The sequence below is a fragment of the Persicobacter diffluens genome, from assembly GCF_036244895.1.
Lineage (GTDB): Bacteria > Bacteroidota > Bacteroidia > Cytophagales > Cyclobacteriaceae > Persicobacter > Persicobacter diffluens.
In genome coordinates, this window is sequence record NZ_BQKE01000001.1 from 2,067,425 (window position 1) to 2,083,736 (window position 16,312).

General features: G+C 40.4%; 11 protein-coding genes. 7 read left to right on the top strand and 4 right to left on the bottom strand.

All coding sequences use genetic code 11. The annotated features are described in order from the left end of the window. Positions 1-258: 258 nt before the first annotated feature. The 6 genes from AAA970_RS08585 to AAA970_RS08610 all read left to right on the top strand — a co-directional run bounded on the left by AAA970_RS08585 (position 259) and on the right by AAA970_RS08610 (position 6,080). Complete coding sequence (locus AAA970_RS08585) at positions 259-633, top strand: helix-turn-helix domain-containing protein (protein ID WP_338236767.1); 375 nt, start codon at positions 259-261, stop codon at positions 631-633. Further along, complete coding sequence (locus AAA970_RS08590) at positions 623-1,540, top strand: hypothetical protein (RefSeq protein ID WP_338236768.1); 918 nt, start codon at positions 623-625, stop codon at positions 1,538-1,540. The genes AAA970_RS08585 and AAA970_RS08590 overlap by 11 nt, the downstream gene beginning before the upstream one ends. A gap of 100 nt (positions 1,541-1,640) precedes the next feature. Further along, a complete protein-coding gene (locus tag AAA970_RS08595) occupies positions 1,641-2,762 on the top strand; it encodes a tyrosine-type recombinase/integrase (RefSeq protein ID WP_338236769.1) in 1,122 nt (373 codons plus the stop codon). Positions 2,763-2,770: 8 nt separating this feature from the next. Beyond that, on the top strand, positions 2,771-3,181 hold the full coding sequence (locus tag AAA970_RS08600; RefSeq protein ID WP_338236770.1) for a helix-turn-helix domain-containing protein: 411 nt from the start codon (positions 2,771-2,773) through the stop codon (positions 3,179-3,181). Between the two features lie 173 nt (positions 3,182-3,354). Continuing rightward, positions 3,355-4,710 (top strand): DUF3987 domain-containing protein, encoded by a 1,356-nt coding sequence (locus AAA970_RS08605; RefSeq protein ID WP_338236771.1) that lies wholly within the window; start codon positions 3,355-3,357, stop codon positions 4,708-4,710. Positions 4,711-4,964: 254 nt separating this feature from the next. Beyond that, the gene (locus AAA970_RS08610) at positions 4,965-6,080 is read left to right on the top strand and encodes a DUF6371 domain-containing protein (protein ID WP_338236772.1); all 1,116 of its coding nucleotides are present in this window, start codon (positions 4,965-4,967) and stop codon (positions 6,078-6,080) included. A 28-nt stretch (positions 6,081-6,108) separates the two neighbouring features. Here AAA970_RS08610 and AAA970_RS08615 read toward each other — a convergent pair whose 3' ends face one another. After that, on the bottom strand, positions 6,109-6,534 hold the full coding sequence (locus AAA970_RS08615; RefSeq protein WP_338236773.1) for a hypothetical protein: 426 nt from the start codon (positions 6,532-6,534) through the stop codon (positions 6,109-6,111). A gap of 104 nt (positions 6,535-6,638) precedes the next feature. Here AAA970_RS08615 and AAA970_RS08620 point away from each other — a divergent pair, with 104 nt between their 5' ends. Beyond that, positions 6,639-7,553, top strand: coding sequence for a restriction endonuclease (locus tag AAA970_RS08620; protein WP_338236774.1), 915 nt, complete (start codon positions 6,639-6,641; stop codon positions 7,551-7,553). 86 nt (positions 7,554-7,639) lie between these two features. On the opposite strand, the gene AAA970_RS08625 is transcribed toward AAA970_RS08620, so the two are convergent. From AAA970_RS08625 to AAA970_RS08635, 3 genes are all read right to left on the bottom strand, one after another. Beyond that, a complete protein-coding gene (locus AAA970_RS08625; protein ID WP_338236775.1) occupies positions 7,640-9,832 on the bottom strand; it encodes a KAP family P-loop NTPase fold protein in 2,193 nt (730 codons plus the stop codon). A 255-nt stretch (positions 9,833-10,087) separates the two neighbouring features. Beyond that, a complete protein-coding gene (locus AAA970_RS08630) occupies positions 10,088-12,217 on the bottom strand; it encodes a hypothetical protein (protein ID WP_338236776.1) in 2,130 nt (709 codons plus the stop codon). An 18-nt stretch (positions 12,218-12,235) separates the two neighbouring features. Continuing rightward, entirely contained in the window at positions 12,236-16,087 is a 3,852-nt protein-coding gene (locus AAA970_RS08635; RefSeq protein ID WP_338236777.1) for a hypothetical protein, read from the bottom strand. Positions 16,088-16,312 lie beyond the last annotated feature (225 nt).

The following is a 16,312-nucleotide window of genomic DNA, read 5'->3' on the forward strand; positions in this document are numbered from 1 at the left end:
TAGTCCAACCGAAGCCCCGCTATCTAGCTGATAGCGGGGCTTTTACGTTTATTCAAAATTTGCTTAACTGGAATAATCCACTACTTTTGAGACACATTCACGTCCCTCGGGAAGTGAATTACTCTCCCGAGGGACGGTGATCTCTCTTTTCTTGGGCGAGTTCTTTGAACAACCATGGACGTCAGTGAACACAAGGGGGGTGAGTTCTTTGAACATCAGTGAACAGTAATAGACAATAATGAACAAACAGGGAGAGAAATGAAATTGCAAAAAAATTGCCTGTACTGTAACACTGAATTTACCGCCAGAGCCACCACCACTAAATACTGTAGTCACAAATGCAACCAACGCCATTACAAACAAAAACAGCGGGACAAGAACATTGAGAAAGCCCTTTCGGAGAATAACCTGCGGGTACTGTCGGCTATCCGGGCCAAAGACAGAGGGCAATCCGTGCAACCCGTGCAGCAAGAGGAGTTTCTGAATGTGCCGCAGGCATGTGAATTTCTGGGCGTAAGCAGAGGAACTCTTTATAATTTAATCAATAAAAATTGTGTTAAAATCAATAAATTAGGAAGAAGGACAATTGTAAAAAAATCAGAACTACTAAACCTCTTTGAATATGAAAACTGATCCATTCATACCGGCCGAAGCGGAATTAGAGGCTTTGTTTCAGATGAAAAGAGCCGAATTTATTGGCGCCCTTGCCCAGGATTTTCTGGTATTCATGGATGCTGAAGAAAATGAGTTTAACTCATTTAGTCATATTTTGGAGAGTTTCAATAATAAAATATGGCCGGAATATAACGCGCCACTATTGGAATCACAGGAAGGGGCGAAAGTACGACGGAATCAATTTCTTACGACGCTCTTCCATAACCTTAGCCGCCTGTTATCAGCATACAAAGCTGAAATTAAATGGACCGGACTTTTAAAAAGAGGGCTCCCAGATCTTCAAAAAAATTACCAGGAGCAACATGAGCGGCTCCAAAACTGTGATTATCTCACAGAATGGCTTGAGGAAAAGGACACCGTAAAATGGATCACTTTGCTGGCAAAGTTCACGGTGCTAAAAGAATTAAGGGATAATCCTAAGATTGAAACCTACCAACCCTTCCTGCAGCATTTGCAGGACTTAGGGCAGCAAGAAATGGTACAGGCCATTAGGCAAATCAATAGCCCAGATGAAGCAAAGAGAACTGATGAAGAACTGGAAAATAGCTGCGGAGCCACTACCGAAATTCCGGTTGTAGCCCACCTGATGCACTATTTTTCCTTTCATGAAGCTATTCGGAGTGAAGCCAGGGAACAATTCGACCAAACAGACCTAGCCAGGTTTCTATCCATTACCTATAATCTGAAAACTAATAAATCCGGCTATAATGACGCCCTCTACAAGGCCCTGAAGGCAGGTCCGCCCTTCTTCGGTAAATCACCCAAAACGATTATGGAGTATTTCACCCGCTACCTTGAACCCAAAATCAATAAGTACCATCCGGAACTTAGAAAGAAGATCAAAGGGACGTATCAGCATGAATAAAAAATCAAAAAAATGAATGTTTTAGATTATTTGGGACAGTCCCAAGGGTGTCCCAAGCATTGATTCAGAGTAATTTAAGATATAACAAAGTATAAATATTATGACCGAATTAATGTTCTCCTGCTTATTAAGGAAAAAGCCCATTACCAATGGCAAGCGCTACTCTCTCCTACTGGACATCCATATGGAGGGCGTTAGATACAAGGAATACCTGAAGCTTCATCTGTATGCTCAACCCAAAGACAAGATGGAAAGAGCATACAATAAACAAATCATGCGGAAGGCAGAAGCCATGCGAAAAGAGCGGGTTAAAGCCTTAAAAGAAGCCATGATTGTGGATAAACCTAAAAAGCGCGACATTCTCTTTCTGGAATACTTCACCGAACAAATGATGAAACGCCAGACCCCGGCCACCAACAAAAGCTGGGAAAGTGCATTGGGTACTTTGCTTCAAATTCAATGGGTACATGACATCCTGCTCATCCACTTTGGCTATGAGGAACTCACTAAAGTTCGGGAGTACCTGCTCAATGAAGCGTTGACTTTAAAAGGCAACCCGAGACCCATATCAAAGAATACAGCTTCCTCCTATTTCAGCAAGGTAAAAGTTACCATAAAGGAAGCCTTCCTGGAAGGGATTATCCCAACGGATTTGGCCAAAAGGGTGCCGGCTATCAAAGAAGAGGAAGTATTTAAAGACTATTTGAATATTCATGAACTTCGGGCACTGGCCAAAACACCTATGGAGCACACCGACATTCGCAATGCCTGTCTGTTCTGCGCGCTGACCGGCCTTCGGGTATCGAATTTAAAGCGACTGCAATGGAAACACGTCATCACTAATCTGAATGGCCATACCTATATTCAGTTTGAACAAGTGAAACGCAAGAACATTCAACAAAACCCATTGAACCAAGAAGCTATAGAATTACTTGGTGAACGTAAACTTCCGGAAGATAAAGTTTTCCCGAATTTGTCGTACAGCTCCTGGAACAATATGAGAATCAAACAATGGGTCCTCAGAGCCGGCATCACCAAGGACATTACCTTTCACTCCTTCAGACATACCTATGCCTCCAATTTATATCAATCTACAGGAGATGTTTACCTTACGCAGCGTCTGCTGGGGCACAAAAGCATTAGTAACACCCTGCGATACACCAAACACAGCCTTGAACAGGGCCATGAGGCCATGGAGAAATTCCCATCAATCCTTAAATAATAATCTATATGAAAGACGAAAATTCAAATCCCTCGAACGCCTTATTTAGCTTTAATGAGGAAATGTTCAAAAGCCAGATCAAAAAATGGGTCAAAGAAGCCCTACAGGAAATGAATGGCTCTCCTGAGGCTATTGCCTCCAAACTGGACCAAAACGGACTTCTTAATACCAGAGAAGCCTGTAAATACCTTAATGTATCAGCGGGAGGACTCAAAAAGTTGATCGATGAAGGCTTTGTGGTTCCGGCCACCATTGGTAGAAAAAAACTGTTTCGTGCTACTCAATTATTGGCCGCACTGGACGCCAAACGAGAAGCAGAAAAACAACGCCTGGAAGATAAGAATGCCCGCATTACCAAAGCCAAGGATTATATAAATCTATATAAAAACAGCATCCAGGGTAAAAAACCTCAGGCATAAAAAAAAGAGCCCTGGAAAACCCAAAGACCCCTTACACTCATTCAAGTATACGGAAAATTTTGCTTTCCGGCAATTATTTCTAGTGGTCTTTGGGTGAAAAATCAAGTATTCACCAGACAAAACGCCCTGTTTTACAGGGTGCAGGGATTGTTTTGTCAAAATTTCACCACTTAATGGAAAGTTTAAACAATATTCATGATTTTGAGAACATATCTAATCCGTTACAAACAATCGGAAAGATTAATAAATTCCCCATCGGATTGTTCCCCTCACCCATCGAAAATGCATTAATTACCATCAATCATTCCCTGGGATTTGACAAAAATTACCTTGCTCTGGGCGCCCTTACCACCACCAGCGCGCTGATTGGGAACCATGGTCATATTAAAGTAAAAGATGGCTGGGTAACCCCTTGCAATATTTGGGGCATTGTAATCGGCTCATCCTCCCTAAAAAAATCCCCCACGCTTAAAATGTGTACTTCTCCTTTGTCCCGCTTGAACCAAAAAGCGCATGAGGAGTATGAAAAAGATCTTGAAAAATGGAAACTTGACTTAGCGGATATTGAAGATAAACAGGAAAGAGAACGCTTTTTAATTGAGCACCCGGAACCGGGAGTAAAACAGTTTATCATCAAAGACATCAATCAGGAAGCACTTGTAAAACGCTTTAAGGACAATCCCAGAGGCCTGCTACTCTTCAATTCAGAAATTTTAGGGTGGATCAACTCCATGGACCGCTACAGTAAAGCCGGAGATCAACAGTATTATCTGAGTCTGTTTGATGGCGACACCATTAATGTGGATCGTGCTAAAACGCACATTTGCGTGCAGCATCCTTTTCTGAGTGTATTGGGCGGTGTGCAGCCCTCAAAACTGCACGATCTTTTTGGCGAGGGAAGAAAAGATGATGGATTCATGTATCGTTTCCTCTTTACTTTTCCTGAAAGTAATGATTTCACTAAGCTTAATAAAAATAATTGTCCTGAAGCCCTGGAGGTGTATAAGGAGTATCTTTCACAGATCGATCACATCAGCAGGACTATTGATCTTTTCACGCCCTTTTCGCTAAATCCAAATGCCTTTGAACTCATGGCTCAAAAGCACGATGAACTTCTCCGGCAGGCCAAAGGTTCGGAGCACTTAAACTCCCTTCACGGTAAACTTATCGGATACCTCCCCAAGCTTGCGCTGAACTATGAATTCCTACACCTGAACCATCACAACATCCAAAAAAGAGAGATAAGTCTGGAAGCCATGAACAGAGCCGTATTAACCATTGACTTCTTTCTTTTGCAAGCCAACCGCGCTTATGCGGAGGTAAATTCTAAAATCAACTTGCAGGGAGAAGAATTAGAAATTTATCACGCCCTGCCCATTGAATTCAGAACCCAAAACCTATTGGAACTCGTTCAGGCACACCACCTGCCATCCAGAAATTATGAAAGGAAGATCGGAAAAGGCGGATCATGGATAAAAGAGGGCCTGGTGAAAGCAATTTCCAGAGGAATTTATAAAAAATTAAAATAGACCCTTGGCGGAAGTGGCGGAAGCGGCGGAAACCTCCCTGACAGCATACGAGAGGGGTTTTTAAGCCCATTTTTCCGCCAATCATCTTGGGGAAGTGGCGGAAAGAAAATGCACAAAAGATCGATTTCCCGCCACTTCCTCCATACTTTCCGCCAATCAGCAGGCCTAAAAAACAGTGCTCCAACCTCCGGAAGGCGGTTTTTAAAGGCTTTCCGCCACTTCCGCCGCTTCCGCCACACCTTAAATTTTCAAAAATGAGAAATTTCAATCACCATATTGGACTGGACCTGCCACAAGCGGGACATGTGAAAAAAAAAATCGCCTGCCCTTCCTGTGGCAAAAAGGCCAAATTTGTTCGCTATTATAATTTCGAAAAAGATGAATACCTACCCGAACAATATGGCCGATGCGACCGACAGGAAAGCTGCGGCTATCATTTAATCCCTGAAAAATCCTTCTGGATAAAAAAACCGGACCCTCCTATTCTGAAGCGTGCTGCAAACGAGGAAACGCCCAAAAAATTCATCCCAAAACCCAAGCATACCCTGCCGACTCATTTATGTCACAGTAGTCTGCATGGGCAGGACAACTTTACAAAAGGTATTCAGCAACTATTCGGTAATCGAGCTGCACAAAAGGTATTGAATAACTTCCTGATCGGAACCTCACCCCTGTGGCAAGGAGCAACTATTTTTTGGCAAATGGACGCTGACCTCCGCCTAAAAGCTGGCAAAGTGATGCAATACGGACAGGATTTGAAAAGGGTAAAAACTAACGGGCATTCCAGGATTAATTGGGTGCATAGCCTTCTGAAAAAAGAGGATAAACTGAATCCCAATTTTGAGCTGGAACAGTGTTTCTTCGGAGAGCATCAGCTCCATCAAATTGGGACACATGATGAGATCGTCATTACTGAAAGCGCTAAGAATGCCGTTTTGGGCTGGCTTTGGATGCCACAATATATCTGGCTTTCTTCGGAAGGAGCCAATGGACTGAAGATTGAAAAATGCAGCCCCTTATTAGGCAGAACCGTTTACCTGCTACCCGATTTTTCAGAACAGTGCCGTGCAGACTGGTATGAAAAAGGACATGAAATAGCCCAACATCTCCATATCAACTTTCGCCTGCTCCAGATAGGCGAAACCATCAATGACGGTTCTGACATCGCAGACCTCATTCTGAATGACGCTCAGGTTTGTGACAGGATTCAGTATATCAACAAAAGCATTGATGTAGATTATTTCAAAGCGCTATGTCCACCGGGGCGCCCCATTGAGGATCAATTCCTATTTTTTATTAAATACTTTAAAGGAGATGAAGCGAAAGCATATGATGTCCTCAGCCAAATATACTCTTCCCCTCCCTTTTAAGGTATTGTCCCAAAATAGGCGAGCTAATTCAGTCGCCATCATTACCCTGCTTCCCCTGAAAAGTTATCAATTGAGTACTGTATTTCCCCGAAGTGCAAAATTTGCACTTCGGGAGGAGAGGCTCCCAGCGCCCTTTTTCGACTATTTTAGGGACATCAAGAATAAAGTGATGTGCTTGGTAAATCCTTCTTGTTATTCTGTAACCACCAACCAAAAACCCTTGTAATACACTGATGAAATCATTGGGACCGATACTATGATACTCCCAATCAAAATCTATTAGTTTTTTAAAAAATGGACTATTAGTAATCAATGGGTTTTGTTTTTCCCCGAAGTGCAAATTTTGCACTTCGGGAAGGAGAGGCTCACGGCGCACTTTTTTGTCTATTTTAAGCGCATCGGAGGTATTCGACCACTCCAAAATTCGAAAAAAATCCATAAACGGAGTACCCATAAAGTTGGTAAACGACCAAACTTTACCAGATCCAGCAAACTAAAGTCATTTTTTCTCACTATTATTCTTATTAATTTACTTTTTTAAGTTTTAATTTTTTGCAAATGCCCATCCCTAAACACGATGAAATCCGCTTGCCCGCTCTAAAGCTTTTGGATCTCAAAGGCCAGCTGACCAATAAAGACTTTGAATTGCCGCTGGCCAAAACCTTTAATCTCAGCGAAGAAGAAATCAATCAGGAATATGCATCCGGAAACGGCAAGGTTTTTCTGGACCGCATTTCATGGGCACTTTCACACCTGCGGATTGCGGGCTTATTATCCAAGCCCAAAAGAGGCATATATGTCATTAATGAGGCCGGAAGATTGGCTTTGCAACAGCCTGATGACCTGCATCAAATAGTGGAAAAAGCCGTTAGGGAAAGAGCAAAAGAAAGAAAAGCATTAAAGGCTCCCAATCCATCGTCAGTAAACATCATTGAGGAAGAAAGCAAAACGCCAAAAGAAGCACTGGAGCTGGCTTTTCAAAATATTAAAGAGAGCATTTATGAGGAGATCCTGAATACCATTTTAGAAAAATCCCCCACTGCCTTTGAAAAGATTGTCGTAAAGCTTTTAGAAAAAATGGGCTATGGCGGGACGGTAAAAAATGCTGGTCAGGTTACCCAAGCCACTAATGATGGTGGGATTGATGGGATCATCAAAGAGGATGTTTTAGGGCTGGGGCGCATTCATATACAGGCAAAACGTTACGCACCTGAAAACAGCGTAGGTCGAGAGGAAATTCAAAAATTTGTAGGTGCCCTTGCTGGTGTAGGTGCTAATAAAGGTGTTTTTATTACGACTTCTTCCTTTACCAAAGGTGCTATTGAATTCGCTGAAGTAGCCAATCATGTAACCCTTGTATTGATTGACGGCCGACAACTGGCACAATACATTTATGATTTCGGCTTTGGTATGCAGAATGAACAAACCCTCTATATCCGTAAAATGGATAGTGATTATTGGGATGGGATTTAGGTTATCAGTATTTATGCCAAAGCTTTGAGAATGGAGATATAGACAAAAATGAGCTCCCCAATAGTCTAAGGAGCTCATTTTAATAACTATTCATCTGCCAATTCAGTATCAAGAGTAATCCCCTGTTCTGCACAAAAATGCTTAAACTGGCGAAGTAAGTTTAAATCTGTCTGCCCCTCACCCTTGGTAATTCGTTCATCGCCCACACCAAAAAATACCACCTCTTCCGAATCAATATCAACCACGTGATTAATAATTCTTAATAAAACCTGAGAGGGAGTATAACCTTTTATCTCTTCAAACCACCCACTCTCCAAATTGTACCTATATTGACGACCATTCGTACGAATGGCATTTTCGAAGTTTCTTAAAAAGCTTTTTACCCTATTTTCGGAATCCTCCTCAAAACTTTTCTCTAAAATTCTCGATAACCGTTCAGAATCCTGTTGTCTCATCGTCTGACAAATAAATTTATTGAGGTTTGAATCCCCTTCATAGGCAATATAAAAAGGAGGGTCTCCACTTTCATCAACATACCTATTCATAAGGATTACTGAAATATCATTTAGTTGCCTCTCTGAGATAAACTGCTCTCCGTAATTATAGCTTGATTTAATCCAATTAAAAATATGCCAAGAAACCTCTTTAAAAGAACTGCTCAGTAATTCCTCCAGAAAAGTAAAGTCCTCATCCGAAAGTACCTTATCTGCTCTACTTTTAAAACAATCGTGGATGAAACTATAAACTCGCGATCGTTCGGAATACTCCCCCACATTTCCCCAAAAACCCAACTCAAAAAGACAAAGACTTCGAATAAGCTTCTTACCCTTTTCCCAATCCTCGACTATCGCGCCCTGACATCTATACAAATGGTGAATTAATTCCTTTTGTTTTGATGGATAAATCAAATCCAACAGTTTGCCCTTCGTGTCTTCTTCTGATAACGCCTCCATTTCTAGTAAAAAGAGGTCAAAATCGGCATCAGCCAATTCCCCTTTTGCGATATTATATGAAAAGTATCGATCAAAATACCTCGATTGAGAAATGCTTTTTTCATAGCTTGACTCACCAAAGGATATAGAAAACTGATTTCCTGAAATATTCTTTCGAAAATTGGGGAATAGGAACTTCAAAAGCTTAATAGATAAACTTTCCTGTTCTTCAGAGTAATTCATTTCTAACCGTAACTGCCGACGTAACTTTTCTTGATCCTCAGTAGGTACCCGAACTTGGTGATTACCCATTTTATTCATTAAAAACCAATCCGGATTATTTTTAACAAATTCATATTCTTTGGCAAAGAATATCTTTAATGCCTCACATAATAAAAATTGCAAATGATTAACTTCATCTTTGACTAAACCGCAGGTTAATGAAATGGCATTTACATACCTAATCGCCATCCTAGGTGTACCTATGTTCGGCAACACCAGTTCTCTAAATTTACTAATGAACACTTGTTTCATTTCGTCCGACAAATAGCTTTTTGTGGGCTCGTCAAATTTGGATACGGCATCAAGAATCTTGTTCATTGTAAAATCCCCAAGATCACCTAACCTCGATTTTGGAATTCTCACTGGCACTTGAACTATTTTCTCCAAAAACTTTTCCCCAGCAGCTTCATCTCCATCCGAAAACCTCTTCGTAATTGCCTTTGCCACCATCTTATCGTCCATGGAAAGCAAGTACACCGTGTTAGGAAAAGTGGCGGTAAGTTTGACGGTTTTGAATAAAAAAAATAATTCGTCTTTATCCAGTCGGTCAATATCGTCGATGATAATTACTAATTGGCCTCCATTCCATTCAGTCATCAACTTAAAAATCTTATTTTTAAGATCTTCCAATTTTGTATCACCTATGGCTTTAGATATGCCAGATATATCAATAGGAAAGCCCAAAATACTACTGGCTCCTTTTACTAACCCACCAATTTGATCGACAGTTTCTTTAACAGTTTCTTTCGAACCCTTCAGTTTTTCCCCAATACTTTGACCAATCAATAGGAAGAGCTTCTTTAAGATCTCCTCCTGAGAATTCACTTGCCAAGGGTTAAAATGAGCTACAATAACTTTCTCCTGTTGCTCTAGCCTCGCATTGATAAGGTTAAGTACAGATGTTTTACCCGCTCCCCAAGGAGCATACAAGCCTACTACTAAACTACCTTCATTTCTTTGTGTAAGGATAGAATCTGCTAATCTTTCAGCAAAGTTGGCACGATTCAAAAAGTCTTGATCCGCTCTTTTAATAGCGTCATCACTTAAAAATTGGTTATTAGTCATCTTAAAAAATTTAAAATAGCCCCACCTTCATTCTTGATGGAACAATATATAAAAATTAAAATTCACAAGTCGCTCTTTATTGGCTTCAAAGGCGGCATTCTCGCTTTCAAACACCTAGTTTTAAAGTCCTTAAATGCCTTTCAGAGGAATCGATACTATGTTTTTTAAGCTTGGCCGGAACAATTACCCCTTGACTCACAAAAAATAAAGCCATCGAATTTTCCCGATGACTCTATTTTACAAACTCAAAGCCATTTAGAATGGTAATGAATAATTCTTATTTCGCCCTGAACCAACTGCCTCGTCTTTCGGCAAGCGATCCTTTAGGTCCGTTTGGAACATCCGCAGAATATCGAATGGCGTTGGTAGGGTCGAGAATGACTTATACTTCACATGCCTGTTAAGCATTGAATTTATTAATGGTTGTATATCACATTTAGTCTCCAAATAGTCAATTACTTCATACTCTACAGCGGCCTTATCTAAAGCCTTTTCCGGAGACTGGGACAACCCAATGGTGTATTTCCTGTCTTTCCTATTCAGCCATATCCCCATATTATGCCCAATGATCGTTTTGGATTTACTTAGCTTCGGCTTCACCTGAACCCGCTCTATCAGCTCTCCTGTTTCCTCATCGAGCCTATCTTTATACTTTGCCGGAGTCTCTTCCCATTTTGAAATTGCCAACTCATAATCAGGTAACGGCCTGATTGCTGTGGGTTTTATTTCCGTCAAGCCCCCTTGAGACAACACCAGATAGCGCCTCGCTTGGTTTGTTTCAGCATCTCCCCTCCGCCTCTTGTTACTCCCCAATACTTCAAAAAATCGCTCTTGAGGAATATTTAACTTCTCTAGAAGGGGCAAAAGATATTCCCTTACATTGGAAACCGCTTCATCCTTACATTTTTTATAAACCGCAACTGGACGTCCCTCCGAATTGCGCTCAAAATACAGTAGCCCATAGTCATAATAATAAGCATAGTTCTCAAACACTTGAGCATTATTATTATACTCTGGTAAGGTATCGACAGGCCAATTTTTCATTAAAATGGTTTTCTTAAATAACTCATTCAGAGAAACTGGAATTTTAGCCTGAATAAGATTTCGCTCGAACTTGGTATTGGTAAGGTCGTAATCATGGAAATCCTCCAGGCTATCCCATTTTTCTCCAGAATTGGGATTGATCACCATAGACTGTAGAGCGATCGCTTTATTCGAAGTATACAATAACTTTTTAGGATCTTCTAGGCCAAAAGCACGTAAATTTTGCTCCTTATTTTCCTCATCAAAATCCGATAAATTGGCGTCCTGAAGACATAAAGCGAAATCATTACCCTCCAAATTGTCAATAAACCTAAATTGGATATTTCTTTCCTGCTTCTCATTGAACTTTTTCATCACAGAAGTAAAAGCCGCTTTCACATCTCCCTGATGAATGAATTGTCCATATTGACGATTTAGATTTAAATACACTGGTAGTTCCCCCAAACATTCTATCGGTAGCAATTCCGTCTTGGCCTTATTCACCCGGCTCTCCAATGACCCTTGTAAAAACTCCCAGTTTTCAAGATCCTCCTTAATCCAAATCAAGTTTTGGCCAAAAGTATTGGAAATATACTCGACAAAGCCATGCATGAAATGATATAACGCCCAGCCTCTACTAAGATGCTTTTTATCATAGTCCAACGTATACCAGTTAGAATTTGGTTTCTTTCCTTGAATAACCCTTCGTTCATATAAGTTGCCAGCGCTTTTAAGTTCATCCCATTTCTCCTTCGGAGCAAGTACCAGGCCTTCCACAATCTCCCCATTTTCTTCTCTCAGGCATCTTTCAAAACGATCCCCTGGTTTTGATTTACTATTGACCCTTGCATATAACCCCACAGACGCCCTTAAAACTAACTCCGGTTTACCTTCAACCAATGAAGGCTCGAGGTTCATACACTCTAACCATCTATCGCTTCCTCCTGTACGAATAATGGGCCGATGGCTATAATACCTGCGTTCTTCTCCTCCCTTGACATACTCATAAGACATCATCAGTAATTTGATCACGACATGCTCTGGCAAATCCTCTCGAAATACAGGACGCACTTCCTGATCAAATAAATTAATTACAGGTAGTTGCTCATTACCTCTGGACAAAGTAAAAATCGATGCATCAGGTTGGGCATGAGACCAAAAATAAAAAGCATGATCTACCTGTTGTTTAAACTCTCTGTAAAGCTCCGCATACGCATCTCTTCCCTTATTTCGGAAAGATTTCACCGAGTAAGAGTGAACCTCAAAATCTGACTCAAAAAATTTTGCGATCAATTCTTTTATATCTAATTGAAAAACGTTGGTTAGTCGTCTTTCTGGTAATATTAACTTGCGCTCTGGCATAAAAAATTCTTTTTGGGATTATAAAAAAGCTTGTGCATTATTTAACTCACGAACCAAACGAATAAATCCTTTGGTCAGGTAAGGACGCTGCTTGGATTCCTTGTCATAAACATTTTCCAAAACTGATGGGATACATATGATCACCGCTTCCTGAAAACTTTGCACTGCATGCAATTCGACTTTACCTGTATCATCATATCCATGAGTCAAGTACCGAGGAATGTAATCTGTAGCATAAGCGGCATTTATGAAGATTAATTTGGCCTTAGGACCGGCATTTTTACGGAGCGCCCCCATGGTCGTACCAATTTTCTTCTCAATATGTTCAATATTCATCTTCGTACCCTCTTTTAAAGCAAAAAGCTCATTAATTGAGTACTCTGAATAATGCTTCACATCAATAAAACAGGGTATGCCGGTGATCTTAATATCCGTAAGTTCGAACAAGGGGTTAGCCTGTCTCTTATCGAACTTTACCTTTGTCAGTGTTTCCTGTCCGTTTCCGCAGGATGCCGCCCTTTCAGGAAGCCATGGGGTTCGTAGTAAAGCTTTAACAATCTCCTCCCCAACGCGCCCCTTGATAATGGACTGCCAAATGTAGGGGACAAAATACGTCCCAATATTTGTGAATCCTTTTTCGTATTTTTTTAGATCAAAATGGTGTGAAATGACCATATTTTCATTGACCATCTTATAAACCGAATTCAGATTCCATTCCCACGAATCTGGGTGCGTACTCGATACTGGGTAAATGTTGAGATTGTCATCCCTTTTGATATAACCCAAAGCCATTTCGTTTGACTTGAAAACATGCGGACTGTCTTTTAGCATACGATTCATAAAATCATGCTTCATGACCGCGTCCGCAAATACCTCCCAATCTCGTATTTTTTGATCAGCCTGCTCTCCCCTAATATTTCCCTTTCGGACATTAGAGTTGTCATCGACCATTAGGTCTATAAACTTTTTGGACATTCCATTTTGTTCTCTAATGGAAACCCGCATCATTTCATCCAAATAGTTCTCCTGCCACAGTTTTGTGTCAATTTGCTGTAGAAAAGAGCGAATATTCTCCGAGTACAAATCTACATTTCCCATTACTTTGTGGTAAGTGTACTCATCCTCCATAATTTCCTTCATCAGCTTTTTAACAGAATCTGAAAGGTGTATATATTGGTCCAAACTTGTTGCCCAACACCGCTCAATACGTCCTAATTGCTGCATAATGACCGTCAATTGCTCTATCTTGGCATGATCTGTATTTTTGTACTGAATATTAAAATGACCCAAACTTGCAGGTTTGCTCACTATTCTTTCCAACTGTGGGTAAGAAATTGCCTTGGCTACATAATAGAGCTTGGAAACGTTATAAATATTCATTGCTTTAGCGGATTGTATTTGCTGGTAGTCCGCTTCCGGATCAATTCCAGAGAAGAAAAAATGCTTCGCATCAATAATATGGATATGAGTAAAATCCTTATTGTAGGGCCTGCGAAGATTAAAATCCTCAAAGGTTTCGTGAAACTGAAGGTTTACACCATTTGAGGCTGTAGAGGTGGTCGTCACAAAAATAAGTGGAACTGCAGAACTATCTGCAGAGTCCCCAACGAATAACTGCTCATATTCCCGCCTCATTTCGGCATTATTTTCCAATTTCCTATTGAAGGCCGCATCCACCAACAGCACATTGAATTGTTTGCCTTGCGAATTAACAGTGTAGCAAGAGAAGTATTTATTCATCACCTCCCCGACTGTTATTATTTTGGAAAATAAATTCCGGTTTTTTCGAATGCCATCCAACACATGTTCGATTTGCTTCATCGACTCTACGAATACCAGATGATGTTCCAAATCAACGGAATTGTTCATGATGGCGAAAAAGTTTAACATCCGATCTGCCCGAAAGGGATTGTTCAGGGATTCAACCCCTCTATTGATAAATGCCTTATTGAGCATTTTGATCAGCACATGATTTTGGTCAACGGTATTATCAACCACCTTCACTTTATTAGCACGAATTTGCGCCTTTTCCAAGGATATACTATGGATATTGGCCTGCTCTTCCCTAGAAATATCATAGTAGGCCCAATAATACCCACCATTTTCCCACAAATTTCTATCTTGCTCGCTTAGCTTCGAATCGTGAAGCTCTTCCTTCAACCATGAAAGATCAAAATTACCCAACGGACGCTCCAAAATGGCTGTCGCGGACATACCAAATACCATATTATTTCGACACAATGTGTAAAGAAACCATTCCGCTGTGGTATAAACGGCTAACAAATCAATATCAATGCCATGAGGCGAAGATTCGTGATTTAATCGGGTAATTTCGAAATTCGAAAAACCTTCCGCCATATAAGTGGAACGTTGGGTACTTCTCTGCTTCGTTTTTGCTGGTATTTGATTTGACTGTCGAACAACTTGTTGAAATTGAGGATTTATGCGATAACAATGGTCCAAGATTTCAAAGTAGAGGTCAGGACTGGCCAAATGTATGGTCTTGAATAACCGAAGAATATTGGAGACACTTGATTTAATCAGATCTAGAAAAATCAGTAAGTTGGAGTCTACTTCGTCAGATTCCTGCTTCAGGATATTAAACGAACCTTCCCATGTTTTACTCTCCTCCATCTTAATTCTAACAGACGGTATAGAGGATCGTGTTTGAAAAATCGTTGGGTCCTCAAGCTCTTCATCCTCCATGATAAAATGATTAATCAAGGGGAAGTTAATATCAATTTTCTTTAAGGAAGTTTCGATTCTTTCGACCACCCTATCGATATCTTTCCGTAACTCAGGAAACTTGCCAAAATACAAATCAGAAGGGAGTTTATCATTACGCATAGCACGATGAAACATTGCGACGAAATCCTTGCAGTCTTTCACTTTCAAATCACTACAAAGCAAGCCCACCAAGGTACTCTCCAGATAATCAAACTCATCCATAAAGATTACTGCTGATCGATTAATCCCAGTTATACCAATCGATTTTGGACGCCGCTCTCCCTTTACTATCTGATTTGAAGTAAAACGTCGCTCGTCTTTCCAAGTGGCTACACTGACCTTACGCTCTCCATCAAAACAACCGTAAAATGCTTTCTGAATAGTCATTACCAGAATCTTTTTACGCTTAATCTTTTCATCCATAAAGTCGATGTAAGGAAACATTTTACGGATGACATACAAGTCCTTTAGATAAGAATGAATATGCCTGAAATTTTCATTGGCACCTTCTTTCTTTTTCTTCGTTGCACGCTGAAGTCTATTGGACAATGTCATGATCGTTTTGAAAAACTGCATGGCCTCCCGCTGGTAATCTTCGGTGTCCTGACTAATTGCACCACGATCATGAAATTCACGGCGTGACTCATGCAATTTCTTGAGCTTGAGGTGTTGTGCGTTCAGGCGCTTACCTTTCTTACTTTTAAGAATTGACAATACTAGTGGATTTTCCAGCATATCGTTTAGCTCATCCTCCGTAATAGCATCAAACATACTACTATCAGCAAATAGCTTAATGTAATAAGGTCCTTTGCCCTGGTATTTTTGATCGTTATTTGCTGGAGCAATCAGAGGGGCATAGTCAGCATCATATTCTTTGGGCCCTTGCATGACCTCATTCACCAACTGAACGCGGTTAGCCAAGTATATAAACTTGGGCTGTTCAATCGTCCTGTCCATCATAACATCATGAATAGATGAGGTCTTTCCGCATCCTGTTCCACCAGGGACCAACTTAAAACCAGCCTGCAAACGTCTAAGGCTTAACTCATCCAGCTTTTCCCCATCGCTATTGGAATATCCCCTGAAAATTTCCTTTTCACGAATATTCGCTTTGTAGTAATCGAAATAAGAGTAATTCATCATAGTTGTGCTTTTCGGGAGGGAAAACACCTCCCAGCGTAATAAAAAATTGATTCACTTTAAAGTTAAAAAAAGCGAAACAACACACAACTAAAAACGAATAAAAATATATACAATTTCAATAAATTGTTAGCATGAATTTAAACAAATGAATGTAAATAATATTCGCAAAAATACAATCCTCACTCACCTGTTCGAAACCTTCAAAAACACTCCTCTTAACTTCAA

Excerpts from the sequence above, each read along its gene's own strand:
- AAA970_RS08615 (WP_338236773.1), bottom strand. The coding sequence starts at position 6,534 with ATGGGTACTCCGTTTATGGATTTTTTTCGAATTTTGGAGTGGTCGAAT.
- AAA970_RS08630 (WP_338236776.1), bottom strand. The coding sequence starts at position 12,217 with ATGCCAGAGCGCAAGTTAATATTACCAGAAAGACGACTAACCAACGTT.
- AAA970_RS08625 (WP_338236775.1), bottom strand. The coding sequence starts at position 9,832 with ATGACTAATAACCAATTTTTAAGTGATGACGCTATTAAAAGAGCGGAT.
- AAA970_RS08635 (WP_338236777.1), bottom strand. The coding sequence starts at position 16,087 with ATGATGAATTACTCTTATTTCGATTACTACAAAGCGAATATTCGTGAA.
- AAA970_RS08585 (WP_338236767.1), top strand. The coding sequence starts at position 259 with ATGAAATTGCAAAAAAATTGCCTGTACTGTAACACTGAATTTACCGCC.
- AAA970_RS08620 (WP_338236774.1), top strand. The coding sequence starts at position 6,639 with ATGCCCATCCCTAAACACGATGAAATCCGCTTGCCCGCTCTAAAGCTT.
- AAA970_RS08595 (WP_338236769.1), top strand. The coding sequence starts at position 1,641 with ATGACCGAATTAATGTTCTCCTGCTTATTAAGGAAAAAGCCCATTACC.
- AAA970_RS08600 (WP_338236770.1), top strand. The coding sequence starts at position 2,771 with ATGAAAGACGAAAATTCAAATCCCTCGAACGCCTTATTTAGCTTTAAT.
- AAA970_RS08605 (WP_338236771.1), top strand. The coding sequence starts at position 3,355 with ATGGAAAGTTTAAACAATATTCATGATTTTGAGAACATATCTAATCCG.
- AAA970_RS08590 (WP_338236768.1), top strand. The coding sequence starts at position 623 with ATGAAAACTGATCCATTCATACCGGCCGAAGCGGAATTAGAGGCTTTG.
- AAA970_RS08610 (WP_338236772.1), top strand. The coding sequence starts at position 4,965 with ATGAGAAATTTCAATCACCATATTGGACTGGACCTGCCACAAGCGGGA.